The organism is Variovorax sp. P1_H2 (genome assembly GCF_056405295.1).
On record NZ_JBFUCJ010000048.1, the window covers coordinates 1 to 24,809 of the forward strand.

Here is a 24,809-nt window from a genome sequence, read left to right on the forward strand (position 1 = left end):
GCTATAGACGTTGAAGCCTCCCAGCAATTTTATGGGGTCTTTGCTTAGATATCTTCCCGCCAGCGGGTCGTAATACCGATACCGGTTGTAGTGCAGCCCCGACTCCTCATCGAAGTACTGCCCCTGGAACCGGATGTTGTTCGTGAACCCATCGAAGCTCGTTGCTTTGGCCTTGCCGAAGGCCTTGTAGTCCCCCTCCCAGACGATCTTTCCCTTGTCGTCGGTCAGTTCCATTGGTGTTCCGAGGTGGTCGCACTGGTACCAGGCCTTGCGCACCGGCCCCCATTGATTTCCCTCCGCTTCGCGTCTCACCTGCACCATCGGCACGAAGCTCGCTCCCGGTTCATACAGGTAGTGAATCAACGCGCGTGCGCTGCGCTCCCAGGCCAGTGCATCGCCATCCCAACCGAAGGTGGTCATGCCGTAGCCGCGCTCGGTGTTGATGCGATGGAGTTCCGCAGCGCGCCAGCCCGAGCCCGCCGAATAGTTCGGCAGCACCACCGCGCAACTCTCCTTGCCGATGCGCCGACCCAGCGGGTCGTAGAAGTAGCGCATCTCGGAGTCGTGCAGGGTCTCGAAGCGGCGCAGCCGTCCGAAGCCATCCCACTCGAAGACCTGGCTGCGCTGGCCGGGGTTCTGCGCCTTCAGCAGGTTGCCGCGCTCGTCATGCTCGTAGCTGGCGTCGCCGAACTTGCGCAGCAGGTTGTCCAGCAGCGCCGAGGTGGGCGTGGGGCGAAGGCCCGGTATGCCCCATTCCCGCGCCTTCACTTGTGCCTGCGCCGCCGCCAGGTCCTCGGCCACGCGCTGCGGCTCGCCCAGCAGGTTGCCCGCAGGGTCGAACTCGAAGCTCTCCAGGCCCAGGCCGTTGCGCGCYTCTACCAGACGCCCCACYGCGTCGTACTTGTAGGCCAGCATTCCACGCCGGGCGTCGTTGATCGTCTGCAGCTGCCCGCTCGGGTCGTAGGCGTACTCGCGCTGGATGCCGCGCAGGCTGGGCGGTGGCGGCGTTCCCGCTTCGCCCTTGCCGGTGATGGGCGTGGCCCCATAGCGCTGCAGCTTCAATCGCCCGGCCGGGTCGTAGACGCTGTGCTGCGTCAGGCCATTGCCCTGGATGCGCGCGGTCTCGCGGTGCAGCTTGTCACGCTCGAAGCCCACCAGTTCCTCGCCGTCGAGCATCAGGCCGTGCACGTGGCCCGAGCCGTAGGTGAGCCATTGCTGGCGGCTGCCGTTCGAGCGCACCGTGGCGATGCGCTGGTCCAACTCGTCGTACTCGTGCTGCCACACATGGCAGGGCGGCTCGCGCAGGAAGTCGTAGTGCTGGTGCTCGCGCACCACGTTGCCCACGGGATCGTAGAACCACTGCAGGCGCGCGTCGTTGTTGTTGGCTGCGACCAAGCGGCCCGCAGGGTCGTACTGGAAGCTCTCGATCTGTTCTCTCTGGTCCGGGATCGGGCGCAGGTAGCCGTCGCTGCATTCCTGCAACTCTTCGGCCTGTCGGCGCAACAGGCGACCCATCGGGTCGTACTCGTGGTGCAGGAACCAATGTCCGGTGTGCTGGCGCACCGCTTGGGGCTTGTGGAGGTAGCGCGTCACTTGCTTGTCGAAGTCGCGTTCCTCGACGAGACGGCCCATCGGGTCGTAGCTGAAGCCGTAGCGTGCGCCGTTCTCGTTGACCAGCGCCGACAGCCGGGCGAGCTTGTCCCACTCGTAGCGCAGGCTGTGGCCACCTTGAACACGCTGCTGGATCAGGCCGGCTGCGTTGTAGTGGTAATTGGTCTTGCGCTCCAGCGGATCGATGTGCGCAAACAACCGGCCCTCGGCATCGCGCTCCAGGCGCGTCTCGGTCTTGTCGGGATGGACGATGGCGGCCAGTTGGCCGTGCTCGTAGACGTATTCGGTCTTGCGCCCCGCCGCGTCGGTGGTGGCCTGCTGGCGCCCCTGCGCGTCGTAGGCCCAGCGGCTGGTGTGGCCCGAGCAGTCGGTGAAGCTGGCCAGTTGGCCGTCCGCGGTGTACGCCAGCTTCTTGCTGGCGCCCTTGGGGTCGATGATCTCGACGAGTTGGTTCTTGTCGTCGTAGACGTGGCGTGTCACACGGCCCAGCGCATCGGTCTGGGTCGCGAGCAGGCCGGCTGCGGTGTAGGTGCGTGTCCATCGCCCGCCGACCGGATCGACGATGGCGCCGAGCCGGCCTTGAGCATCCCAGCTGTAGGCGATCCGGCTGCCGTCCGCGCGCAGGTGCTCGACCAGGTGGCTGCGGCCATCGGCGCCCGCCTGGTAGCTGAAGTGCTCGACGCTGCCGTCCGGGTGGTGGTGGGCGGTGACGTTGCAGGCCGCATCGCGCTCCAGGCGCTCGATGGTGCCGTCGGGATGGTCGATCTGGCGCGTGTAGCCCAGGCGGTCGACGTGGTGCACGGTGCTGTGGCCCAGCGCATCGGTGACGGTGGCCGCGCCCGTTTTAGCCCACGCGAGCCGGGTGTCGAAGCTGCCATCGTCGGCCCATTCGCGCACCGCGCGGGCACGTCCCGCCTTGGCGTCTTCCACCGTGCCGGACCACTGCAGGTTCATCGCCCGGCCCGTGCGGTCGGTGTAGCGCGTGAGCAAGTGGTTGCCGTAGGTGTAGCTCCGCACGGCCTGGGTCGGCACGTCGAGCATCAGCGCGTTCTCGTCCAGCGCCTGGACCAGGTCACCGGCCTCGTCGTACCGGTAGGCCGCCAGCCGGCGCGTGCGCTCGCCGTCCCGGACCTCCCACACAAAGGCGATGCGACCGTCTTTGAACTCGACTTGCGCATGAGCAATCAGCATCTCGCCCTGGTAGCTCAGGACGTCGCTCAGCAGGCTCTTGGGCAACGCGGCCGGGGCGGGCAGCCCGTGCGCGTCGGGCCGCTCCGGGATGATGTCGTGCTGGGGCTGCGCGCTCTCGCGTTCCTCGCTGTAGCGCATCTCGATGCGGTTGCCCTGCGGCGTGCGGTAGGCGATCGGGCGCCACCACGAGCCCGCCCACTCGAACACCTCATGCCAGTCGGGACCGCGCTCGATCACCACCTCGGTCGCACTCGTTCGGCGCAGCAGCAGTTCCTCGATCGGGTCCACATGGACCTCGCCGACCGCCGGCACCGGGTAGTCATGGGTGCGTCCATCGCTTGCGAGGTAGCGTACCTTGTCGAGGCCCAAGGTATGAAGCGCCACTGTGTAGGGCGTGACCCAGCGTGCGCCGAGTTCGCCTGCGCTGTCGTAGCCGACGAACCCTGAGTTGTAGTGCCGCGTCCACGTGATCGGCAGCGGTGCCTGGAGCACGAAGTCGGTGTGCGCGAGGCGCTCTGTGCCGCGCGCGAAGCTGATGCTGCCGCCGGTGCCGCTCTTGGCGGCGTTCTTGCACTCCTGGCAGTCCTGTTCTGCCGGCGCCAGCACTGAGGGCTTGCTTGCCGGCCCCACCAGGCTGTGCTGCGCCGCGTGCGTGCGCGAGCGGCCCGGCGTCTCGTGCGTGATGCCCGTGTCTTCCCACTTCGTGCCGCTCTTGCCGCCCGTGACATCCGTCAGGGTCTGGCCGTTCACGCGGATCTTGTCGCCCTTGATTTCCACAAGGCCATCCTTGTTCATCAGGAAGCTGGCCTTGCCACAGGTCACGCTGTACTGGTCCGCCACCGTGATCTCGTAGTTCCGCCCGATGCTCTGCGACCAGCTCATGCCGACGATGTCGGTGCGTGCGAGCCCGACGGTGGTGGCCATCGCGGCACCCACGTTGCGGTTGTAGGCCAGCCCCACGTTCTCCATGCGCGCGAGCCCCACGTTCTGGATCGAGAATTTTTGAATGGTCTCGGTCTTGGTCTTCTCGACCGTCAGATCCTGGTTGCCGCCGATGCGGACGTCCTCGTTGCCGTCCACCTGCTCGTGGCGGTCGTTGTGGACCGTGATGGTTTCGTCATGGTCGACCGTCTCTGTGCGGTCGCGGTGGATGACGCTGGTCTCGTCGCGGTCCACCGTCTTGCGGCGGTCGTTGCCGACCCACTTGTCTTCGTCGTGCTCGACTTCGGTGAGCTGGTCCTTCTGGGCGTGCAGCCAGAGTTGCTCCTGGCCCTTCTTGTCTTCGAAGCGCAGGGCGTTGGCGTCGCCGGGGCCGTTCTTCATTCCCTTGCCGCGGGCGCCTTCCAGGCTGGAGCGGGTCAGAACACCGCTCTGCGTGGCGTTGGCGGGCAACTCCCACGGCGGCATGTTCAGCGCGTTGTAGACCCGTCCGCTGATGATCGGCCGGTCCGGGTCGCCGTTCTCGAAGTCGACGATGACCTCCTGGCCGATGCGCGGGATGGCGATGCTGCCGAAGCCGTTGCCCGCCCACGGGTACGACACGCGAATCCAGCACGAGGAGTTCTGGTCCTTGGTGCAGTAGCGGTTCCAGTGGAAGCTCAGCTTGACCTGGCCGTATTCGTTGGTCCAGATCTCTTGGCCGGGCGGGCCGGTGACGATGGCCGTCTGCGGGCCGGTGGTGCGGGGCTTCTCGTGGCGCTGCGGACTTCGGTAGGTGTCGTTGGCCGGCTGGACGTAGAAGCGGGTCTCGCAGCTGTACGTGGCCTGTCCGGAGGCAGAGCCGGATTCATGCAGCGACAGGGTGGCCCCGATGATCAGCCACTCGCGGTTGCTGCTGTCCTGCGGGTGGTGCTGAAGCCTGAACGTGCAGCCCGGCACCATCGCGCGCAGGTTTCCGCTGCCGTTGGCGCGCTTGCCCACGGCGCCCGCTTCCTCCATGCGGACGCGCGCGAGCGTGCGGCCTTCCTCGGGGTCGGCGTAGTCGCCGGGCCAGCGGTACATCTCCTGGTCGTTGTTGCCGGTCTTGCGCGGCATCTTGGAGATTTGCTGCAGCTTGGCCTTGGGCTTGGTGAAGTCGAAGTCATCGGTGACCCAGGCGCCCGAGGCCAGGGTGTCGGTGACGTCGAAGTGGTTGCAGTACTCCTCGTCGATCTTGACGCTCTCCGCCTGGAAGCGGATGGCCTGGTAGGCGGCGCTCGCGAAGGGCTGGTGGGCGCCGGCATCATCGACCAGCACCATGCGGTGCGCGCCGTTCGAGTGCTCGAAGAAGTAGTAGATCCCGAACTCTTCCATCAAGCGGCTGACGAACGAGAAGTCTCGCTCCCCATACTGCACCTGAAAGATCCGCTGCGGGTAGCTGTGGCTCACCCGGACCTCGACCGGGAACCCATAGTCGGCCAGCACCTCCCGGATGATCTCCAGCGGCGTCTTGTTCTGGAAGATCTTGTAGTCGCTGGTGCGCGTGGCCAGCACCAGCCAGGGCTCGATCACCACTTCGTAGATCGAGCGGCGTTCCTCGCTGCGCACGAAGCGTGCGCTCGTGACGAAGCCATTGATCTCGCGCGTGCCGGCACCCACACCGAGTCCGAAGCCCATGCCGTCGAGCTCGATGACCACCGAGAACTCCTTGCCCACCAGGTCCTTGATGGGGACGTTGGCCGTGACGTAGTCGCTCAATGAGGCGTTGTCGGGGGTCTGCAGTTCGATCGCGTAGCGGAACAGCCGGCCCAATCCTTCGTCGCCTTCCAGGCTTCGGAACTCGAGGGCTGGCGCGCCCAACAGGCTCGGCATCGCGGGACTGGATACGGTGACGGTGCGGCTCATGGAATCAGGCAGTCCTTGGGTTCATTCTTGAAAAACTGGCGCTCACTCAAAGGGCGCTGGTGTAGGGCATCTGAAAAGCGGTGCAGCGGGCCTTGAGGATTTCGTCGAAGCGGCGCATGGCCTGCGCATCCGCGAAGACGAACTTCAACCAGCCGCCGTCGTGGCCCGGTGTGCAGACGGCCACGGAAGAAGATGCGTGCAAGGCGGTGGTCAATGCCTCCCAGCCGCCATCGAGGATGGCCGCCTGAAGATCGACATCGGCAAGCGCAACTGGTTGACTGGCCGGCTCGCGAAAGAAGGCGATCTGGCAAGGGGCGTAGTGCCAAGCCTGTAGAAGGAAAAAGCTTMTGGCAATGTCGGCACGCTCGGTATCGACCAGCCACAGCGATCGGGCACGAACGCGGGGCATGCGCAATCGACGAAAGTTGTAGCCGTCCTTCTGAACCACGGGCTGCGAAGACCGGAACAAGCTCTTGGCGTGGTCGATGAAGCGATCGCTGGATTGCGGCATGTCGGAGATGAAGGCGGTGGCGCCGTAAGCGCAGAAGGTCTCGCTGAGGCAATCGATGACGCGCGCATCCATGCCCTCGTCCTGCGACTCTGGAGTGGTCGACCAGAACAACTCGCATGCCGTGATCGGCGACGAGACTTCGGCCCTCGCCAGCGTGATCAAGGGATTCATCTGATCAAAGCCCACGCTCGCGCAGCCAKAGATGGACTTCGTTTTCGGTGACGCGCATCAGGGGCGAAAACGAGGTGTCGTCGGCCCAGTCGTAGACGACGCCTGCCGCCTCGCTGCCGGCCCAATAGCCGCCCAGGCCGCCAACGATGCAGCCCCCAATGCCGCCGATCGCCGCGCCGGCCGCGTTGCCGACCACGGGTGCGACGGACCCGGCCGCGCCGCCCACATACGCGCCTCCTGCCCCGACGATCCGACAACCGAGCCATGCGCCGGCCCATCCCGCGACGACCTCGGACGCGCGCCGCAGTGGCTTGTCGGCCTTCACGATCGAAATGGCATCGAAAGTCGCTCCTGCCACGAGCAGGATCCGGCCACCGTACCTGAAGTACTTTGCGGCCCCGTGCACATAGCGGCCCGCGGGCGATGCCGGCGAGTGGTCGGGAATGCCGAAGTCGCCCATCGTCCCCTTCTGGTTCCAGTGGTAGTCGATCACGGTCACCTTTTGACCATTGACCGTCGTGGGCCTGGGTCCGTAGTCCAGGCGAAGCTGCCGTCCGAACTTCTGGCTGGCGTCCTCGACGAAGAACAACGTGGACGTGGACCCCTTGTAGCCACCGGGGGCATCGAGTTGAATGCACAGTCCGTTGGTTCCGGGCACCGGGATGCGAACGATCGAAACGGTTCCGGGTCCGACGAGGACGGTGCCCTCCCACTCGACATCATCAGGACGGGCCATGCGCTCTCCGCAGGCTCGGGGTCGCCAGGACCACGCACCCAGCCGAAGCAACGCGCCATCCAACTCGCTGATGCAATGTGCCGAACATGTCAGCGATCCCCCTCGATCATTGTTCCTGGATGCCCGACGTGTCATGCATGAGCCGCGGGCAGTGAGCCTTCGATACTGATTCACCCAAGGGAAAGACGGGGCGCAATGTGCTGTGGGAGATTTCGCAGATGGAGGACGACACGGGTTCGTCGGACGGCCGAATTAGCTGGGTGCTGCCTCGGCTTCAGCGCTTGCGCCCGCCTGTCAGCAGCCCTCACTCACCATCGAAATACGCCCAGCAGTTCCAAAAGCGTGGCCCGGACCATCGCAACAGCCGCGTCGCGCACCGAACCGGTACGCCATCCGACTTCGACGGCATAACGCGGTATCGCGATTGGACAAGCGAACAGATGCAGCCCGGTGCGTGCGGCGATCGCCGTGGCCGCGTGCCTGGGCATCGTGGCGACCGCATCGCTGCCGCCCAGCAGAAAAGGCAGCGCGGAAAAATGCGTGGTGGAGGCGACGACGCGGCGCTTGTGCCCGATGGCCGCCAGGGCCTCGTCGACGACGCCGACGAAGCCCCCTGAAGAGATCAGGATGTGATCGCGGCGCAGATATTCCTTCAGCGTGAGCGGGCCGCGCTTCAAGGGAAGATGGGTGGCATCCAGAAGACAGGCATAGCGACCTTCACCCACCACCTCGCGGCTGAGCGCACGCGACGACAGCCCGCCCGAGACGATCGCCAGGTCGAGCAGCCGGGCCTGCAGCATCTCGCCCACGATCAGGCTGTGCGTCTGGCGAAAGACAAGCCGCAAGCCCGGCGCGCGCGCCGCGACGGCATCGATGATGCTTCGGCCGAAGGCGATCTCGAAGTCGTCCGACAGCCCTACCGCGATGGAGCGGCCGTCGTAGGTCTCTGCCCTGCCGCGTCCGAGCGCGAGGCTTTCACGGCATTTGCCCAATCCCTCGCTGATCAATGGCTTGAGTTCGTCCGCCCTCAAGGTCGGCACCAGGCCACGCCCGGTCCGTGTGAACAGGACGTCCCCGTACACGGTACGCAATCGCCCCAGCGTCGCGCTCACGGCGGACTGGGTGAGGCCCAGACGGATGGCCGCGCGCGTAGCGCTGCCCTCTTCGTACAACGCTTCGAACACTTTGAGGACATTGAGGTCCAGTCCATAGATATCAACGGCGTTCATATCAATCACAAGTGAAGGCGGGTTGATTGATTTTAGGCGGCGCCGAATACTAGGCAGTCCTCTCACCGTCTCCCCACCCCCACATGTCCAAGACCAAAGTCGCCGCTCTCCAGATCGGATCGCTTCCCGCGGGAAAGCACGCAACGCTGGCTCGGATCCTCGGCTTCGAGGCGCAAATCATCGCGTCGCAGGCCTGCGTCGTCGTGATGCCCGAAGCCGTGCTGGGCGGGTACCCGAAAGGCGAGATTTTCGGGACCCGGCTCGGCTATCGCCTGCCCGAAGGCCGCGAGGCCTATGCCCGCTACTACGACAACGCGATCGATGTGCCGGGCCCCGAAACCGAGGCCCTGGCCGGCCTGTCGCAACGCACGCAAGCCAGTCTCGTCGTCGGCGTGATCGAGCGTTGCGGCCACACCCTCTACTGCACGGTGCTGTTCTTCGATCCGCGGTCGGGACTGGTAGCCAGGCATCGCAAGCTGATGCCCACCGGCACCGAACGGCTGATCTGGGGGCAAGGCGACGGTTCGACCCTGCCGGTGGTGGAGTCGGCCGCGGGCCGGATCGGCGCCGCGATCTGCTGGGAGAACCACATGCCGCTGCTGCGCACTGCCATGTACGCCAAAGGGGTTCAGCTCTGGTGCGCGCCCACAGTCGACGAGCGCGACATCTGGCAGTGCGCCATGCGTCACATCGCCCACGAAGGGCGTTGCTTCGTGGTCAGCGCCTGCCAGGTCCAGCCGTCGCCCAGGCAACTCGGGATCGACGTCCCCGGCTGGGACCCTGAACGTGCCTTGATTCGTGGCGGCAGCCTGATCGTCGGCCCCTACGGTGACGTGCTCGCCGGGCCGCTCTTCGACGACACCGGACTGGTCGTGGCGCCGATCGACGTCGAGGAACTGGTGCGCGCGCGCTACGACTTCGATGTGGTGGGGCACTACGCGCGTCCCGATGTGTTCTCGCTGAACGTGGATCAGCGCAGCAAGCACGCGGTCGAGTTCCACGGCTGACGTGCCGTCCCGCACCCCAACATCACCACGATCCGGAGGCGCCTTGTTTTCAGACCCAGACGTGCAGCACGCCATTGGCCTGCGGCACCGCATTCACCGCCACCCCGAATTGCATTTCGAGGAGCATGCGACCGCCGCGCTGGTGGCCGACGAATTGCTGGCGCTCGGCTACGCGCTGCGGCGCGGCGTCGCGGGCACCGGGGTCGTCGCAGAGCTGCGGGGCGGCCGAACGCGGCCGCGAGCCCGGACGATCGCGCTCAGAGCCGACATGGATGCACTGCCCATCAGCGAGCAGAACGACCTGCCCTACCGCTCGCGAAATCCGGGCGTCATGCACGCCTGCGGACATGATGGTCATACCGCTTCCCTCCTGCTTGCGGCGCGAAAGATCGCCGAGCTGATGCCGGCGCTGCCCGGCACCGTCCGGCTGCTGTTCCAGCCCGCGGAAGAAGACACGCAAGGCGCGCTGCGCATGATCGCCGAGGGGGCGATCGCTGGCGTGGATGCGATCTTCGGCTATCACAACCGGCCCGGCCTGCGCCAAGGCGAGATCGCGGTGCGGCCCGGTCCCACGAGCGGCGGCGGCGACCGCATCCGACTCACGATCCGTGGCCCCGGTGGACACCCTTCGCGCCCGCATCTCGCGGCCGACCCCGTCTACCTCGCGACGCTGGTCATCCAGGCCTGGCAGGGCATCGTCTCGCGGGCGCTGTCGCCGCTGGCCTCGGGGCTGGTGTCTGTCACCAGCCTGAATGCGGGCGCGTTCGCGGCCGGCGGCGCGGTGCCCACGTCCTGCGAGATCGGCGTCAGCGTGCGCTATGACTGCCCCGCCACGCGGGCGACGATCGTCACGCACCTGCGGGCGCTGACGGCGGGCCTTTGCGATGCCTGGGGCGCGAGCCATGCCTTCGAGACGATCTCGAGCACGCCGGCGGTCGTCAACGATCCGGCCATGGCGCGCTTCTTCCACGAGACGGTGGTCCGCGCCATGCCGCCGGGCAGCAGCCGGCTGCTGACCGAGCTGCCGACACTGGGCGGCGAAGACTTCGCCCACTACCTCGAGCAGATTCCGGGCTGCCTCTTTTTCGTCGGCGTCGGCGAGTCGCATCCCGATCTGCATACCGGCGGCTATGACTTTCCCGACGCCATCCTGCCGGTGGCGGCGCAGGCCTTCGTGGAGATCACCAGGGCCTTCCTGCAAGCCGACTGAACAAGGCAAGCAGCGCCCATGCGCTGCTTGTAGACCCCAAAGCCATCGTCCAAGAAAGCACACACCATGAAACTGACTCGACTGCTGAGCGGCCTTCTGGCCGCGATGTTCTTCTGCGCCACGGCCGCTGTGGCGGCCGACGCCTACCCTTCCAGGCCCGTCAGGCTCATGGTGCCGTATCCGGCTGGCGGGCTTTCAGACGGGGTCGCTCGGCTGTTCAGCACGTCGATGAACGCACAGTTGGGGCAGCCGGTGCTGGTCGAGAACCAGGGTGGCGCGGGCGGCTCCATCGCTGCGCAGAAGGTTCTTTCCGCGCCCGCCGATGGCCACTACCTGTTCCAGGGAACGCCCAACGAACTGATCCTGGCGCCATTGGCCAATGCCTTCGCCAAATACAGGACGGAAGACTTCCGACTCGTGCAACTGGTGGCGCATTCGCCGATCGCGATTCTCACGCGCAAGGACCTGCCAGTCGGCTCGGTCGATGACCTGGTCGCACTGGCCCGGCGATCGAGCGACATCGGGGCACCGTTGTCCTATGGCAGCGTCGGCGTTGGTTCCTTGTATCACCTGCTTGCTGCACATCTTGGCCAGCGCATCGGGGCAAGCCTGACCCACGTGCCCTACAAGGGAGGCGCTCCGCTGATGCAGGACCTTGGCGGCGGCCAGGTCGATTTCGCGATCGTGGCCTACGGACCGGCCACGGTGGCGATGGCCAGGCAGGGGCGCCTCAAGATCCTGGCCAGTGTGGGTGGCACGCCGCCCGAAGGGGCGGGCCCTTTGCCGTCGGTCAATGAAAGCGCGCTGCTGAAAGACTTCGAATTCACGATCTGGAGCGCCTACCTGGTCAGGAGCAGCACCCCGGAAGACAAGGTGCAGCGGCTGCAGGAGGTGATCGCCGACGCGCTCCAGGAGCCGGATCTCCGCGCCCGCCTCGAAGCGCAGGGGTCGGCACTCGCCCCACCCATGTCGCTGCAGGAATCGGCGAAATTCCTGGCCTCGGAAAGCGCGCGCTACCGGGCACTGGCGAAGTCGATCGGGTTGCAGCCGCAATAGGCAGTTCGATCCGCGTCCGCTGTTCCACCTGGCGCAGTGGCCGGCCTGACATTCATTGGTGCCGGTCTTCGATGACCGACAGTCATGAATAAATTCTGAGGCCGCATTGGACCGGCATCGCCGACCTCCCTATCGTCTTCCCTTGACGAAACGCCGCGTGTCGGCGAATCGCCGGAACAAGAAAGACAGGGAGCGAGACATGATCAAGAACCGCCAGCGGGCGCAACGCCTGCGGACGATTTTCAGCGCGCTTTGGGCACCCACTTTGGCGCAGGCCAGCGTCAGCGTGTACGGCATCGCAGACGTCGGCATCGGATTCGAAAAGAGTGGCGGCCCGGGCGGGGCGAAAGTCACGAGGCTGGCGTCCGGATACGGCAGCGGAAGCCGCCTTGGATTCATGGGCTCGGACGATCTCGGCGGGGGGCTCAGATCGGTCTTCACGCTCGAATCCGGCTTCGACCTCGACACCGGAAACCCCAAGGCCTACGCAGGCAACCCTGCCAGTGCGTCGCCCGCATTGCCCGGCGGCGCACTGACACCGAGTGGATTCAATCGACGCTCTCACATCGGGCTCAGCGGCGCCTTCGGAACCTTGTTGGCTGGACGAGACTACACGCCATTGTTCTGGACCGGCGCCGCCACAGATCCGATGAGCTTCAGCCTCTACGGCAATCTGCAGGCCATCGGCGCGCGATCGGGCACCGGCATCGAGCGCTTCGGGCGAGTCAGCAACGGCATCTTCTACACCTCGCCGACAAGCAGCGGGTGCACGGCGCGGCTGGTGTACAGCCTCGGCTCGGAGAGCAGCGGCGTCGACCCGGCACCGCCCAAGGGCGCCAATGAACTCGTGGCAGTCGGCCTTCAATACAAGAGCGGCCCCTGGCTTCTGGCCGGGGCGCACCAGCGCCTCAAGCTGCCCCTGGTGCGCGCCGGCGCATTCGAAGGTCTGGCAACACGCAAGGACCTGATCGTCGGCGCAACCTACACGACGGGTTCCATGTCCTTCTCAGGAGGGTATTTCAAGGTCAGCCATCCGACGCCGCATGCCGACGGCCAGGACATCTGGGTCGGTGGCAGCTGGACCAGCGGCGCGAGCAAAGTGTCGCTGCTGGTCCAGAGGCTCTGCCATGCCTCGTGCAGCGCGGGGCAGGCAGGCACGTCCTACGGGATCGGCTACGTGTATGCGCTGTCCAGGCGGACCGGCTTGTATGCCACGGCTGGAAAAGTGAAGAACGGTGAGAAAGCCAGCTTTCCGCTGGCAGCGGGCGACCCCGTGGTTTCGGCAGGCGGCCCGGGCGCTGCACCACAGGGCATTGCATTCGGTGTCCGCAGCGCCTTCTAACCCTCTTCCCCTTTCGAAGGACTGGATTCATGGCCAACATACTCGACAACATCCGAGTGCTCGATCTCACCCGGGTTCTCGCGGGGCCCTGGTGCACGCAGGTGCTCGCGGACATGGGGGCGGAGGTGATCAAGATCGAAAGCCCGCATGGCGGCGACGAGGCGCGAAGCTTTCCACCGCACTATCCCGGCACCGAATTGCCATCGGACCCATCGACGACATCGGCGACGTCGGGCACCTCGGCGCAAGGAATGTCCGGATTCTTCGCCTGCTGCAATCGGGGAAAGAAATCGGTCGTCGTGGACATCCGCAGTGCCGACGGCCAAGCGACCATCCGCGAACTTGCCAGGAACAGCGACGTGGTGGTCGAGAACTTCAAGGCCGGCAATCTGGCGCGGTATGGATTGGACTACGCGTCGCTGTCGGACTTGAACCCCGCGCTGGTCTACTGCTCCATCACCGGATATGGGCAGACGGGACCCTTGTCGACCTACCCCGGCTATGACCTCCTGTTCCAGGGCTTGTCGGGTGCCATGAGCACCTGTGGCCTGCCCGACGACAAGCCGGGCGGCGGCCCGATGCGAACGCTGGTCCCGCATACCGATGTGCTGACCGGCATGTATGCATGCACCGGCATCCTGGCGGCCTTGCTGCATCGCCGCGCGACCGGCGAGGGGCAGTACATCGACCTCGCCTTGCTCGATGTCGCGGTAGCGGGCAATGCCTACATCGCCGGCAACTATCTGGCTTCGGGACATTCGCAGGGGCGTGTTGGCAACTCCGGCATCGCGGCGGCGCCGTCGGGTGTCTATCCCTGCTCGGACGGCTTCGTGATCATCCAGTCCAACGCACGGCACTGGCCTGTCTTGTGCTCGGTCCTGCAACGAGAGGCGTGGCTGTCCGACCCGCGCTTCGCGACGCTGGCAGACCGCCTGAAGAATGCCGCGCAACTCGATGCACTGGTTGCGGAGATCACGCTGCGGCGGCCGAAGGCCGAATGGGTCACCCGCGTTGCCGGCGCGGGGGTGCCATGTGCCGTCGTCAACACGATTGCCGAGGCCTTCGACGAACCTCAGGTCCGTCATCGGCAACTGGTCCAGGAAATGCACCTCTCCGATGCGGGCAGCATCCGCGTCGTCGCCAATCCGCTGCGATTCTCCAAGACGCCGTTGCAGGCACGGCCTCCGCCGCGCCTGGGCGCCGACACCGAAGTGATCCTGCGTCGCTTCCTTTCCCCTGATCAACCAGTATCCGGTGCCAACCCGGACCCGCAGGAGTGCCTCCCATGAACCCCGTGATCACCGAACAGATCGGCGCAGTGTTCCTCATCCGGATGAACCGGCCCGAGGCCCGCAACGCCTGGAACCAGGCGATGTGCGAAGGCATGCATCTCGCCTGGAAGGCATTCGCCGCATCGGACGCCAGGGTCTGTGTGGTCCATGCCACGGGACCGTGCTTCTCGGCTGGCGTCGACATCAAGAACCCACCCGAGACGGATGCGGGTGCGATGCCCAACACCTCCGTGCCCTGCAACAAGCCCATCCTCGTTGCCACCGAAGGCGCCTGCCTGGGCATGGCCTGCTCCTTCGTGCTGATGTGCGACATCGTCATCGCAGGGCAGAGCGCCAGCTTCGCCTATCTGGAGGCCCGCATGGGCCTGTACGGCGGCCTGATGGCCGGCTTCCCGGGACGGTTCATGTTCCGGCCCGGCCTGCAATGGATCATGACCGGCGACTCGATGTCCTCCCAGCGCGCCCACGAGATCGGCATGGTGAACGAAGTGGTCGCCGACGGCACGGCCTTCGAGCGCGCCATGGCCATTGCCGAGCGCATTGCGCTGAACGCGCCGCTGGTCGTTCAGTCGATGAAGGCGATCGCCATGCAGACCTTGCCCAAGGGGCCGGTCGAAGCGCATTTCGCGCAATTGCAGATGCTCGACCGGATCGCCCGCAGTGAAGACCGCGCCGAAGGCTTGCAGGCACTGCGCGACAAGCGTCTGGCCCGATTCAAGGGCGCTTGAGCCTCAACCCACGACAGGACCCACCCATGTCAACCCTACCCCCTCTTTTGCGAAAGCTGCCACTCCCGGTCATCGGATCGCCATTGTTCATCGTGAGCACGCCTGCCACGGTGATCGCGCAGTGCAAGGCCGGTGTTCTGGGCACGATGCCCACGCTCAACGCCAGACCGGCCGCGCAACTCGACGAGTGGCTGGGCGAGGTCGCGGAAACTCTGGCCGCCTACGATCGCTGCCAGCCCGAGCGCCCGGCAGCGCCCTACGGCGTCAATCTGATCGTGCACAAGAGCAATGACCGTCTCGATGCGGATCTGGCCGCGGTCGTCCGGCACAGGGTTCCAGTCGTGATCACCTCGCTCGGCGCCCGCACCGAAGTCAACGAGGCCATTCGAGGCTACGGCGGCGTGGTGCTGCACGACGTCGTCAACGACGGCTTTGCCCGCAAGGCGATCGAGAAAGGCGCCGACGGCCTGATTGCCGTCGCCTGCGGTGCCGGCGGCCATGCGGGCACGACGAGCCCGTTCGCGCTGGTGCAGGAAATCCGGCGCTGGTTCGACGGCCCGCTGGCGCTGGGCGGCGCCATCGCGACCGGCTCCGCGGTACTGGCCGCGCAAGTCATGGGCGCCGACTTCGCCTACATCGGCTCGGCGTTCATTGCGACCCTGGAGGCCCGCGCCAAGGAGGCCTACAAGCAGGCGATCGTGGACGGCGCTTCGACGGACATTGTCTACACCAACCTGTTCACCGGCGTCCATGGCAATTACCTGAAGCCATCGATCCTCCGGGCCGGCCTCGACCCCGAGAACCTGCCGCAGCGCACGTCGCGCCTGCTGGCTTTCGATACCGAACGCCAGCAGCACAAGTGGCAATCGTTGGACGAGGCGCAGCCGGGCAATGAAGCCGCCCCGACCGCGCCCCCCGATTCGGCGGCCAAGGCCTGGAAGGACGTCTGGGGCTGCGGCCAAGGCATCGACGCCGTCACCGAAATTCTGGCGACCGAGAACTATGTCGCAAGACTCCGGCACGAGTACGAGACGGCAAGGCGGCGCCTCCGCGGCGAACCGGCATGAACCACCCGATCACCCGCCGCCTGCTGCTCAGGGCCGCCGCAGTCTGCGCCGCGGGGGGCTCGCTCGAGGAGTCCGCCGCGGCAGTCGATTTTCCAACCAAGGCGATTCGCCTCATCGTTCCATTCACGGCCGGCGGCCCGGCCGACAGTGCGGCCCGGATCGTTGCGCAGCCGCTCACCGAAGCACTCGGCCAGCCGGTGCTGGTGGACAACCGCCCGGGCGGCGACGGATCGATTGCGGCCGTGGAGGTTGCGCGGGCGGCGCCCGATGGCCACACGCTGTTGCTCGCAACGCCCAGTGCACTCAACTACGTGCCGGCGATCCATGTCACCAAACCGCCCTACGACCCGCTGAAGGATTTCCTGCCGGTCTCGCGCTTTACGTCGTTCACGTATCTCCTGTTCGTGCACCGGAGCGTTCCGGTCGACAGCATGCAGCAACTGATCGACTACGCCAGGACCCATCCTCGGCAGCTGGCCTATGGCACCGGAGATTCCACCAGCATCATCGCCATGGCGCAGGTCCAGATGCACGCGGGCATCGAACTGATCCACGTGCCGTACAAGGGCAGCGCGCAGATCGTGAACGACTTCATGGCGGGCCGCGTCCAGCTCACGATCGGAACCATCGACCTGATCGACAAGTTTCGCGGCCAGGGCAAGCCGCTGGCCGTTCTGCTGCCTGAGCGAAGTGTCCGCGCACCTGAATTGCCGACCTTCTCGGAGATCGGCCTGCCGCAGGTCAATCTGCTGCCATGGACCGGCTTCTTCGCACCGGCCAGAACGCCGGCGCCGGTCGTGGCGCGCCTGTCGCGCGAGATGGTCACGGTTTTCGAACGCCCCGAGCTGAGGGCGATCTTCTCGCAGAACGGCAATATCCTGGCGGGCAGTTCGCCTGAAGCGCTGGAGACCCTCCTCAAGACACAGCTCGCGGCCTGGCGCGAAGCGGTCCGCTTCGCCAAGCTGCCCACCGTCTAGACAGGCTCCTCGTATTCGGCCGCGATCGACCGGTCCATGCCTTTGACCGCGTTCACCAGCGTTCGCACGATCGGCGACGTGGTGGACCTGCGCCAGATGAACGAGTTGTCCAGCGACAGGGCCAGATCGCGGATCTCCATGGTCTTCATCCCGCTTGGCAGCAGCTGACAGGCGCCCACCGGATGAATGGCGAGCAGGCCATCCTGCACGACGTGCCGGAGCAGCACCTCGGAAAGGTGAGGCTCGAAGACGACGTGATCAAGCAGGCCGAGCGGCTCCAGGATGGCATCGATCGGCGCCCGCACGCGCGGCCATGTGCGGCGGTTCACCAGCACGAGCGGCTCCTCCTGGAGGTCGGCCAGCTTCAAGCCCTTCCGGCGAGCGAAGCGATGGGCCGCGGGCACCAGGGCCTGGTAGCGAACCGTCTCGATGCGGATCACGCCCAGCGAAGGATCGTCGACCGGGCCACCGCAGAACCCGGCATCCAGATCGCCGTTCTTGACGTGATGGATCACGTCCTGCGACGGAATGGTCTCGATCCGGACACTGACCTTGGGATAGCGCTGGGCAAAGCGCTCGCCTAGGCCTTGCCAGACGCCATGGCGAGACGTTGCGCTGACGCCTACCACCAGCGATCCCGCGAGCTCGTCGTCGGAGCCCTGGATCGCATCGAGGCCGGCTTGATAGCCGTGCAAGGCCTCTCTCCAATGGCGTGCCAGCAGCAGGCACGCGGGCGTGGGTTTCACGAAGCGCGTCGTTCGATCGAAGAGCCGCTGCGTGACCTGGGCTTCGATCCGGGCGATCTTCCGGGACAGTCCGGATTGCGTCAGGTGCAGGCTTTCGGCGGCCGCATTGAAGTTGCATTGCTCGACCAGTTCGAGAAAGGCATAGATGTCACGAATGTTGATCATGGACGCGAATGGCACCAGCGGCGGGCGGGACCAGGTTGCTGCTGAAACGCGCGCCGCACAGGCGCACGCTCACTCTAGCAACCGCGCCACTAGAGCGGGCGCACGTCCAGCGCGCCGCAGCCACCGTCCAGCCATTCGCCGAACTCGTCCGCCAGCCGCTGCGACTCGGCTGCCGCAGCGCTCCACGCCTTGATGCGCCCGCGCAGGTCGTTGCCGTAGCGGATGAAGTCGTTGCGGTCCGGCAGCTTGCCGTTGGGCAATGACCGCACCCATTCCGGGTCCGGCGCCAGCACCACCATGCGGTCGAGGAAACCGGTGGGCTTGTGGCGCCACTTGAGCCCCTTGTCGAGCCAGCCCGGCACCACCGCACGCTGGAAATGCGGATACAGCACGAGGCCTTCGGCATGGCCGTAGTCCAGGTGCAGGTGGTAGTCGGTGATGCCGCCGTCCCAGTAGGCGCCCGCCGGTGCGCCGGGAATGTCGTGCACCGCCTCGAGCATGAACGGGATCGAGCACGAGGCCTGCAGTGCGAGCTCGAAATTGGCCTCGACCAGGTCCACCTGGCGGGTGCGGAAATCCCGCGTACCGAAGGGCAGCGCCGCGCCGGGGGTCGAGAACACCACGCGCTCCAGCCATGCGCCCAGGCTCTTGCGGTGCACGCTGTTGGTGAGGAAGGCCCCCAGGTAGCCCACCGGCGTGCGGGCCGGGCCCTCGCGTCCGAGGATGTGCCGGCCGCGCGCCGTGACGACATGCAGGCGGTAGCGCGCATGCCCGAGCACTTCCGCCGTCCGGCCGCCGTAGAAGCTGCGCAGCCCCTCGCCGAACTGCGCGCTGACCTGCCTCGCGCTCAGCCGCTTCTGGCCCGGCGGCAGCTCGAAATGCTGGTGGATGTAGCCCTTCTCGAATTCTTCGAAGGCGGTCTTCGTGTCGCCCAGGCAGGCGTTCGCCAGCCGCCAGGCGCCGATCGAGGCGCCGACCAGGTCGATCGGCTGCGCGCTTTGCGGCAGCCAGTCGCCGAACAGGAAGCGGTCGAGCGGACCGAGCACCAGCCCCTTGGGGCCGCCGGCCGCGCCCGGAACCGTGCGCACGTCCTGCGGACGCAGGCCGTGGGCCGCGATGTGCGCACGCGCGGCCGGGCCGGCGTAGATGCGAAGCGCCTTCATGCAATGCTTGCCGGCAAGAATGTTGCGCTCGCTCCCGCGGCCGCCACCTACTTGCGCAGCCCCTGCAGCTTGGCGAAGGCGGAGGCCATCTGGCCGGCCGGCTGCGGCGAATTGTCGCGGCGCGGACCCTGCTGTCCGCGCCCTGCCCCTTCAAAACGGTTCTCGCGCGGACCATCGCGGCGCGCCGGCGCGGCGTCGAGCTTCATCGACAGGCCGATGCGCTTGCGCGCCACGTCGACTTCCATCACCTTGACCTTGACGATGTCGCCGGTCTTCACGACCTCGCGCGCATCGTTGACGAACTTGTGCGAGAGCTGGCTCACGTGCACCAGGCCGTCCTGGTGCACGCCGAGGTCGACGAAGGCGCCGAACTGCGCGACGTTGCTCACCGTGCCCTCGAGCACCATGCCCTCGACCAGGTCCTTGATGTCGTCGACGCCGTCGTTGAAGCGCGCCACCTTGAAGTCCGGGCGCGGGTCGCGGCCCGGCTTCTCGAGCTCGCCGAGGATGTCCTTGACCGTGATGACGCCGAACTTCTCGTTGGCGAACAGCTCGGGCTTGAGGGTCTTGAGCATCTCGGCGCGGCCCATCAGCTCGGCCACGGGCTTGCCGGTCTTTTCCATCATCTGCTCGACCACCGGATAGGTTTCCGGATGCACGCCGGTCACGTCGAGCGGATTGCTGCCGCCGCGGATGCGCAGGAAGCCCGCGCTCTGCTCGAAGGTCTTGGCACCGAAGCCGCTGACGTCGAGCAGCTGCTGGCGGCTGGCGAAGGCGCCGTTGGCCTCGCGCCAGCGCACCACCGCCTTGGCGACGCTGGCCGACAGGCCCGAGACCCGCGACAGCAGCGGCACGCTGGCCGTGTTGAGGTCGACGCCGACCGAGTTCACGCAATCCTCGACCACCGCATGCAGCGTGCGTGCGAGTTCGCTCTGGTTCACGTCGTGCTGGTACTGGCCGACGCCGATCGACTTCGGATCGATCTTCACGAGTTCGGCCAATGGGTCCTGCAGCCGCCGCGCGATGCTCGCAGCGCCGCGCAGGCTGACGTCGACATCGGGCATTTCCTGCGAGGCGAACTCGCTGGCCGAATAGACCGAGGCGCCGGCCTCGCTGACCACCACCTTGTCGACGTTGACGTCCGGCGCGCCGGCCTGCGCCGTCATCTTGGCCAGCAGCTTGATCAGGTCGGCCGCCAGCTTGTCGGTCTCGCGGCTGGCCGTGCCGTTGCCGATCGCGATCAGGTTCACGCCATGCTTGGCGCACAGCTTGCCGAGCGTGTGCAGCGAGCCTTCCCAGTCCTTGCGTGGCTCGTGCGGGAACACGGTCGCGGTCTCGACCAGCTTGCCGGTCGAATCGACCACCGCCACCTTGACGCCGGTGCGGATGCCCGGGTCCAGGCCCATCACGACGCGCGGGCCGGCCGGTGCGGCCAGCAGCAGGTCGCGCAGGTTGTCGGCGAAGACCTTGATCGCGGTCTTCTCGGCATCCTCGCGCAGCCGCGTGAAGAGGTCGCGCTCGGTCGACAGCGCCAGCTTGACCCGCCAGGTCCAGGCCACGCACTTGCGGATCAGGTCGTCGGCGGCGCGGCCGGCGTGGCTCCAGCCCAGGTGCAGCGCGATCTTGCCTTCGGCGATCGAGGGCTTGCCGGGCTCGGGCTCCACCGGCAGCACCAGCTTGGCATCCAGCACCTCCTGCGCCCGGCCGCGGAACACGGCCAGCGCACGGTGCGAGGGGACGCGGCCGATCGGCTCGTCGTAGTCGAAGTAGTCGCGGAACTTGGCGATGTCGGCGTTGTTCTCGTCCTTGCCCGCCATCAGGCTGGACTTGAAGAGGCCTTCGGCCCAGAGCCATTCGCGCAGGCGCTGCACCAGCGCCGCATCCTCGGCCCAGCGCTCGGACAGGATGTCGCGCACGCCATCGAGCACGGCCGGGACGCTCGAGAAGTCCGGACCCGGCTTGCCGTCGTCCAGCGTCGTGGCCGGCTGCAGGAAGGCTTGCGCCTCGACGGCCGGATCCAGCGTCGGATCGGCCAGCAGCTTGTCGGCCAGCGGCTCGATGCCGAATTCGCGCGCGATCTGGCCCTTGGTGCGGCGCTTCTGCTTGAAGGGCAGATAGAGATCCTCCACCTCCTGCTTGGTGAGCGCCAGTTCGATCGCGCTGCGCAGTTGAGGGGTGAGCTTGCCCTGCTCATCGATGCTCTTCAACACCGCCGCGCGGCGATCCTCGAGCTCTCGCAGATAGGACAGGCGGGCCTCGAGTTCACGCAGCTGGATGTCGTCGAGGCCGTCGGTGGCCTCCTTGCGGTAGCGGGCAATGAAAGGCACGGTGGCACCGCCGTCGAGCAGCTCGACGGCAGCCTTCACCTGGTGCTCGCCGACCTTGATCTCGGCCGCGAGCTGGCGAATGATTTTCTGCATGGATGAGGAGGAAAGTCCCAGGGACGACGGCGCCCTTGGCGCCTGGCGGATAAAGCGCGGAAGTTTGCCATAGGCCCCAGGGGGACAATGGCGCCGAATGCGTATCTTGAAGAAACTCCTGAGGCTGCTCGGCATGGCCCTGCTGGTGCCGGTGCTGCTGTTCGAGGAGTGGGGCTGGGAGCCGCTGGCCCGCGGCGCAGCCCGGCTGGCGCGGCTGCCCGTCTGGGCGCACGTCGAGGCCGCGGTGCGCGCGCTGCCGCCCTGGGGCGCGGTGCTGGCCTTCTTTCTGCCGGCGCTGATGCTGCTGCCGGTCAAGCTTTTCGGACTCTTCCTGCTCGGCGAAGGGCACGCAGTGAGCGCCCTGCTGCTGCTGCTGGCCGCCAAGCTGGTGGGCACCGCGGTCCTGGCACGGCTGTTCCAGCTGGTCGAGCCGGCGCTGATGCGCATCCCATGGTTCGGGCGTTTCTATCCGCGCTGGAAAAGCTGGAAGGACGGGGTGCTGACGCGCGTTCGCGAGAGCCGTGCCTGGCGCCTTGTGCGGGCGCTGAGACGCCGCATTCGTCGGGGCTGGCGGCGCCTGCGGGAAGGTTGAGTTTTTTATTTTTACCCGGGTATATTGAAGAATCAAATTTACCCGGGTAATATGCGGGCATGAACTTGCCACAAGAAACGCGGCGCGCCCTGACGCGAACGTACAAAGACGCCCTGCGCCCGGCAGGGGTCCTGGCCATCACGAACACCTTGAACGGCCGCAGCTACATGGCCGGCAGCCTGGATGTCGAGGGTGCCCTGAACCGCGCGCGCTTCGAGCTTGGCCTGCGCTCGCACCGCAACAAGGCGCTGCTGCGCGACTGGATCGAGCACGGCGCGGCGCACTTTCGCTTCGAAGTGGTCGACCGGATCAAGGAGAGCGACGACCCGGCCTTCGACCGTGGCGCCGAAGTCGAGAAGCTCCTCGCCCTCTGGCGCGAGGAACGCCAGTGTGTCGGCGAACGCGGCTACCACGCACCGTGACGCTCGAGACTCGCCAGCGGGTAGATTACGAGCCTCCTTCTTGCCCGGCCCCTCGAGAACAAAGAAAACCAGCATGCCGTCCGATTCCGCCCCCCTCAATCTGATCGTCTTTGCCGACCTGAAGCGCATCGCCCACGGCAGCACGGCTGACGTGCTCGCGCAGTTGCGCGCGCGGGAAGACGATGCGCCCTGCCTCGTGTTCGACGAACAGACGGGCGAATTGCTCGACTTCGATGTGCATCACAGGGCCGGCGCTGCGACACCGGCGGGCAGCGCCGAGGCGCCTGCAGAGGCGCCGCGCGGCGTAGGCCGTCCCAAGCTGGGCGTCGTGGCGCGCGAGGTCACCCTGCTTCCGCGCCACTGGGACTGGCTCAATCGCCAGCCCGGCGGCGCCTCCGTGGCGCTGCGGCGCCTGGTCCAGGAGGCCAGTCGCGTCAACGCCGACCGTGATGCCGTGCGTGCGGCGCGCGAAGCCGCCTATCGCTTCATGACCGTGATCGCCGGCTCCCTGCCCGGTTTCGAGGAAGCCGCGCGCGCGCTGTTCGCCGGCGATCGCGAGCGCTTCGGGCAACGGGTCGCGGATTGGCCCGAGGACGTCGGCGCCCAGCTCCACAAGCTCGCCGCGTCGGCCTGGAGCGAGCAATGAGCGCCGCGCCGGGCCGCCCCAAGCAAGCTCGCACCGCAGTGCGAAGCACGGAGGTATCCCAATGAGCGCCGCTGACTCGGCCGTCGGCGCCGAGACGGTGCCGCCGCCGGTCGCCTCACCCGCCAATCCGCGCATGGCCGCGATGGCGTCCAAGCCGCTGTGGAAGGTGTTCCTGCTGTTCCTCGCGCCGATGTTGCTGAGCAACATCCTGCAGTCGCTCTCGGGCACGCTCAACAACGTCTACCTGGGGCAGATGCTCGGTGTGCGCGCGCTGGCGGCGGTGTCGGGCTTCTTCCCGATCATGTTCTTCTTCATCGCCTTCACGATCGGCCTCGGGGCTGGCGCCTCGGTGCTGATCGGCCAGGCCTGGGGCGCGCGCGAGCCCGACAAGGCGCGCGCGGTAGCCGGCACGACGCTCACGGTGGGCATCCTGTTCGGCCTCGGTGTCGCGCTCTTCGGCGGCATCTTCACCGAACCGATGCTGAAGCTGCTCGGCACGCCGGCCGACATCCTGGTCGACGCCACCCGCTACGCGCGCATCATCCTGATCGCGATGCCGGGCCTGTTCGTGTTCCTGCTGTCGACCGCCATGCTGCGCGGCGTCGGCGACACCGTGACCCCGCTCTACACGCTGATGATCTCGACCACGCTGGGCCTGGTGATCACGCCGGCGCTGATCAGGGGCTGGTTCGGCCTGCCGCAGCTCGGCGTGGCCAGCGGCGCCTGGGCCACCGTGGTTTCCTTCGTGGTCGCGACTGCCTGGCTGGCCTTCCATCTGCGGCGCAAGAAGAGTCCGCTGGCACCGGATGCCGACTTCGTGCGGCACTTGCGCGTGCGTCCGGCGCTGCTCAAGGCGGTGCTCAAGGTCGGCGTGCCGACCGGCGTCCAGATGATCGTCGTGTCGCTGGCCGAGATCGCGCTGCTGTCCTTCGTCAATGCCTACGGTTCCGATGCGACCGCGGCCTATGGCGCGGTCAACCAGGTGGTGGCCTACGTGCAGTTCCCGGCGATCTCGATCGCGATCACGGCCTCGATCCTCGGTGCCCAGGCGATCGGCGCCGGCCAGGTGCAGCGCCTCGGCGCGATCACCCGCACCGCGCTGTCGATGAACCTGGTGCTGACCGGCTCGCTGGTGGTGCTGGGCTACCTCTTCTCGCGGCCGCTGATGGGATTCTTCATCACCAGCGAGCCGGTGATCGAAGTGGCGCAGACGCTGCTGCACATCATGTTGTGGAGCACCGTGATCTTCGGCATGGGCGCGGCCCTGTCGGGGATCATGCGGGCCAGCGGCTCGGTGCTGGTGCCGACCRCGATCTCGATCTTCTGCATCGCGCTGATCGAGGTGCCGGTGGCGTGGGGGATGAGCCACCGTCTGGGCCTGAACGGCATCTGGATCTCCTATCCGGTGGCCTTCACCGCGATGCTGACGCTGCAGGCTTGCTACTACCGCTTCGTATGGCGCAAGAAGGCGATCCGAAAGCTGATATGAATCGCCCCCAGGTTGCCCGGCACTTCGTGTCCGGGCGCCCACCCCCTGCCGGGGGCAACACCAGCGGCCCGGCGAAGCCGGTGCCGCGGTGTCTCACCAACGGGGCCTGGCTGCGCCGGCCGGGACAATTCCGTCGCCATCGCTGTGTTTGTTCCTCGGCTGCGCGCAGCGCGCCTGTTCGTGGGCAGCCGCGGAACCGGCTTCGCCGGGCCGCT

At 66.7% G+C, this 24,809-nt stretch carries 19 protein-coding genes; 12 read left to right on the top strand and 7 right to left on the bottom strand.

Annotated features, from left to right (window positions below; genetic code table 11):
- From tssI to AC1D2E_RS17690, 4 genes are all read right to left on the bottom strand, one after another.
- Positions 1–5,625, bottom strand: a 5,625-nt coding sequence (gene tssI, locus AC1D2E_RS17675) for a type VI secretion system tip protein TssI/VgrG (RefSeq protein ID WP_478198592.1), incomplete at its 3' end; no start/stop codon positions are given.
- A 46-nt stretch (positions 5,626–5,671) separates the two neighbouring features.
- On the bottom strand, positions 5,672–6,073 hold the full coding sequence (locus tag AC1D2E_RS17680; protein WP_478198593.1) for a hypothetical protein: 402 nt from the start codon (positions 6,071–6,073) through the stop codon (positions 5,672–5,674).
- Positions 6,074–6,311: 238 nt separating this feature from the next.
- Positions 6,312–7,043, bottom strand: a complete 732-nt coding sequence (locus tag AC1D2E_RS17685; RefSeq protein ID WP_478198594.1) for a hypothetical protein — start codon at positions 7,041–7,043, stop codon at positions 6,312–6,314.
- 308 nt (positions 7,044–7,351) lie between these two features.
- Positions 7,352–8,272 carry a LysR family transcriptional regulator gene (locus AC1D2E_RS17690; RefSeq protein ID WP_478198595.1) on the bottom strand — a complete coding sequence of 307 codons (921 nt, stop codon included), beginning with the start codon at positions 8,270–8,272 and terminating at the stop codon, positions 7,352–7,354.
- 83 nt (positions 8,273–8,355) lie between these two features.
- Here AC1D2E_RS17690 and AC1D2E_RS17695 point away from each other — a divergent pair, with 83 nt between their 5' ends.
- From AC1D2E_RS17695 to AC1D2E_RS17730, 8 genes are all read left to right on the top strand, one after another.
- Positions 8,356–9,279, top strand: a complete 924-nt coding sequence (locus tag AC1D2E_RS17695; RefSeq protein ID WP_478198596.1) for a carbon-nitrogen hydrolase family protein — start codon at positions 8,356–8,358, stop codon at positions 9,277–9,279.
- A 43-nt stretch (positions 9,280–9,322) separates the two neighbouring features.
- Entirely contained in the window at positions 9,323–10,489 is a 1,167-nt protein-coding gene (locus AC1D2E_RS17700) for a M20 metallopeptidase family protein (protein ID WP_478198597.1), read from the top strand.
- 66 nt (positions 10,490–10,555) lie between these two features.
- On the top strand, positions 10,556–11,545 hold the full coding sequence (locus AC1D2E_RS17705; RefSeq protein ID WP_478198598.1) for a tripartite tricarboxylate transporter substrate binding protein: 990 nt from the start codon (positions 10,556–10,558) through the stop codon (positions 11,543–11,545).
- Positions 11,546–11,744: 199 nt separating this feature from the next.
- Positions 11,745–12,887 (top strand): porin, encoded by a 1,143-nt coding sequence (locus tag AC1D2E_RS17710; RefSeq protein ID WP_478198599.1) that lies wholly within the window; start codon positions 11,745–11,747, stop codon positions 12,885–12,887.
- A gap of 29 nt (positions 12,888–12,916) precedes the next feature.
- Complete coding sequence (locus AC1D2E_RS17715) at positions 12,917–14,176, top strand: CaiB/BaiF CoA transferase family protein (RefSeq protein WP_478198600.1); 1,260 nt, start codon at positions 12,917–12,919, stop codon at positions 14,174–14,176.
- Entirely contained in the window at positions 14,173–14,907 is a 735-nt protein-coding gene (locus AC1D2E_RS17720; RefSeq protein ID WP_478198601.1) for an enoyl-CoA hydratase-related protein, read from the top strand. Before AC1D2E_RS17715 ends, AC1D2E_RS17720 begins: the two co-directional genes overlap by 4 nt.
- Positions 14,908–14,933: 26 nt before the next feature.
- Complete coding sequence (locus AC1D2E_RS17725; protein WP_478198602.1) at positions 14,934–15,974, top strand: NAD(P)H-dependent flavin oxidoreductase; 1,041 nt, start codon at positions 14,934–14,936, stop codon at positions 15,972–15,974.
- Positions 15,971–16,951, top strand: coding sequence for a Bug family tripartite tricarboxylate transporter substrate binding protein (locus AC1D2E_RS17730; RefSeq protein WP_478198603.1), 981 nt, complete (start codon positions 15,971–15,973; stop codon positions 16,949–16,951). The genes AC1D2E_RS17725 and AC1D2E_RS17730 overlap by 4 nt, the downstream gene beginning before the upstream one ends.
- Here the strand turns inward: AC1D2E_RS17730 and AC1D2E_RS17735 are convergent.
- The 3 genes from AC1D2E_RS17735 to AC1D2E_RS17745 form a co-directional block, all read right to left on the bottom strand.
- On the bottom strand, positions 16,948–17,862 hold the full coding sequence (locus AC1D2E_RS17735) for a LysR family transcriptional regulator (protein WP_478198604.1): 915 nt from the start codon (positions 17,860–17,862) through the stop codon (positions 16,948–16,950). The two genes, AC1D2E_RS17730 and AC1D2E_RS17735, sit on opposite strands and share 4 nt — an antisense overlap.
- Before the next feature lie 89 nt (positions 17,863–17,951).
- Complete coding sequence (locus AC1D2E_RS17740; RefSeq protein ID WP_478198605.1) at positions 17,952–19,025, bottom strand: patatin-like phospholipase domain-containing protein; 1,074 nt, start codon at positions 19,023–19,025, stop codon at positions 17,952–17,954.
- Between the two features lie 47 nt (positions 19,026–19,072).
- Complete coding sequence (locus AC1D2E_RS17745) at positions 19,073–21,445, bottom strand: Tex family protein (protein WP_478198606.1); 2,373 nt, start codon at positions 21,443–21,445, stop codon at positions 19,073–19,075.
- 97 nt (positions 21,446–21,542) lie between these two features.
- Here AC1D2E_RS17745 and AC1D2E_RS17750 point away from each other — a divergent pair, with 97 nt between their 5' ends.
- The 4 genes from AC1D2E_RS17750 (at position 21,543) to AC1D2E_RS17765 (ending at position 24,594) form a co-directional block, all read left to right on the top strand.
- Positions 21,543–22,037 carry a hypothetical protein gene (locus tag AC1D2E_RS17750; RefSeq protein ID WP_478198607.1) on the top strand — a complete coding sequence of 165 codons (495 nt, stop codon included), beginning with the start codon at positions 21,543–21,545 and terminating at the stop codon, positions 22,035–22,037.
- 59 nt (positions 22,038–22,096) lie between these two features.
- Entirely contained in the window at positions 22,097–22,459 is a 363-nt protein-coding gene (locus AC1D2E_RS17755) for a GIY-YIG nuclease family protein (protein WP_478086409.1), read from the top strand.
- A 73-nt stretch (positions 22,460–22,532) separates the two neighbouring features.
- Positions 22,533–23,105 (top strand): DUF2239 family protein, encoded by a 573-nt coding sequence (locus tag AC1D2E_RS17760; protein ID WP_478198608.1) that lies wholly within the window; start codon positions 22,533–22,535, stop codon positions 23,103–23,105.
- A 133-nt stretch (positions 23,106–23,238) separates the two neighbouring features.
- Positions 23,239–24,594 (top strand): MATE family efflux transporter, encoded by a 1,356-nt coding sequence (locus AC1D2E_RS17765; RefSeq protein WP_478198623.1) that lies wholly within the window; start codon positions 23,239–23,241, stop codon positions 24,592–24,594.
- Positions 24,595–24,809 lie beyond the last annotated feature (215 nt).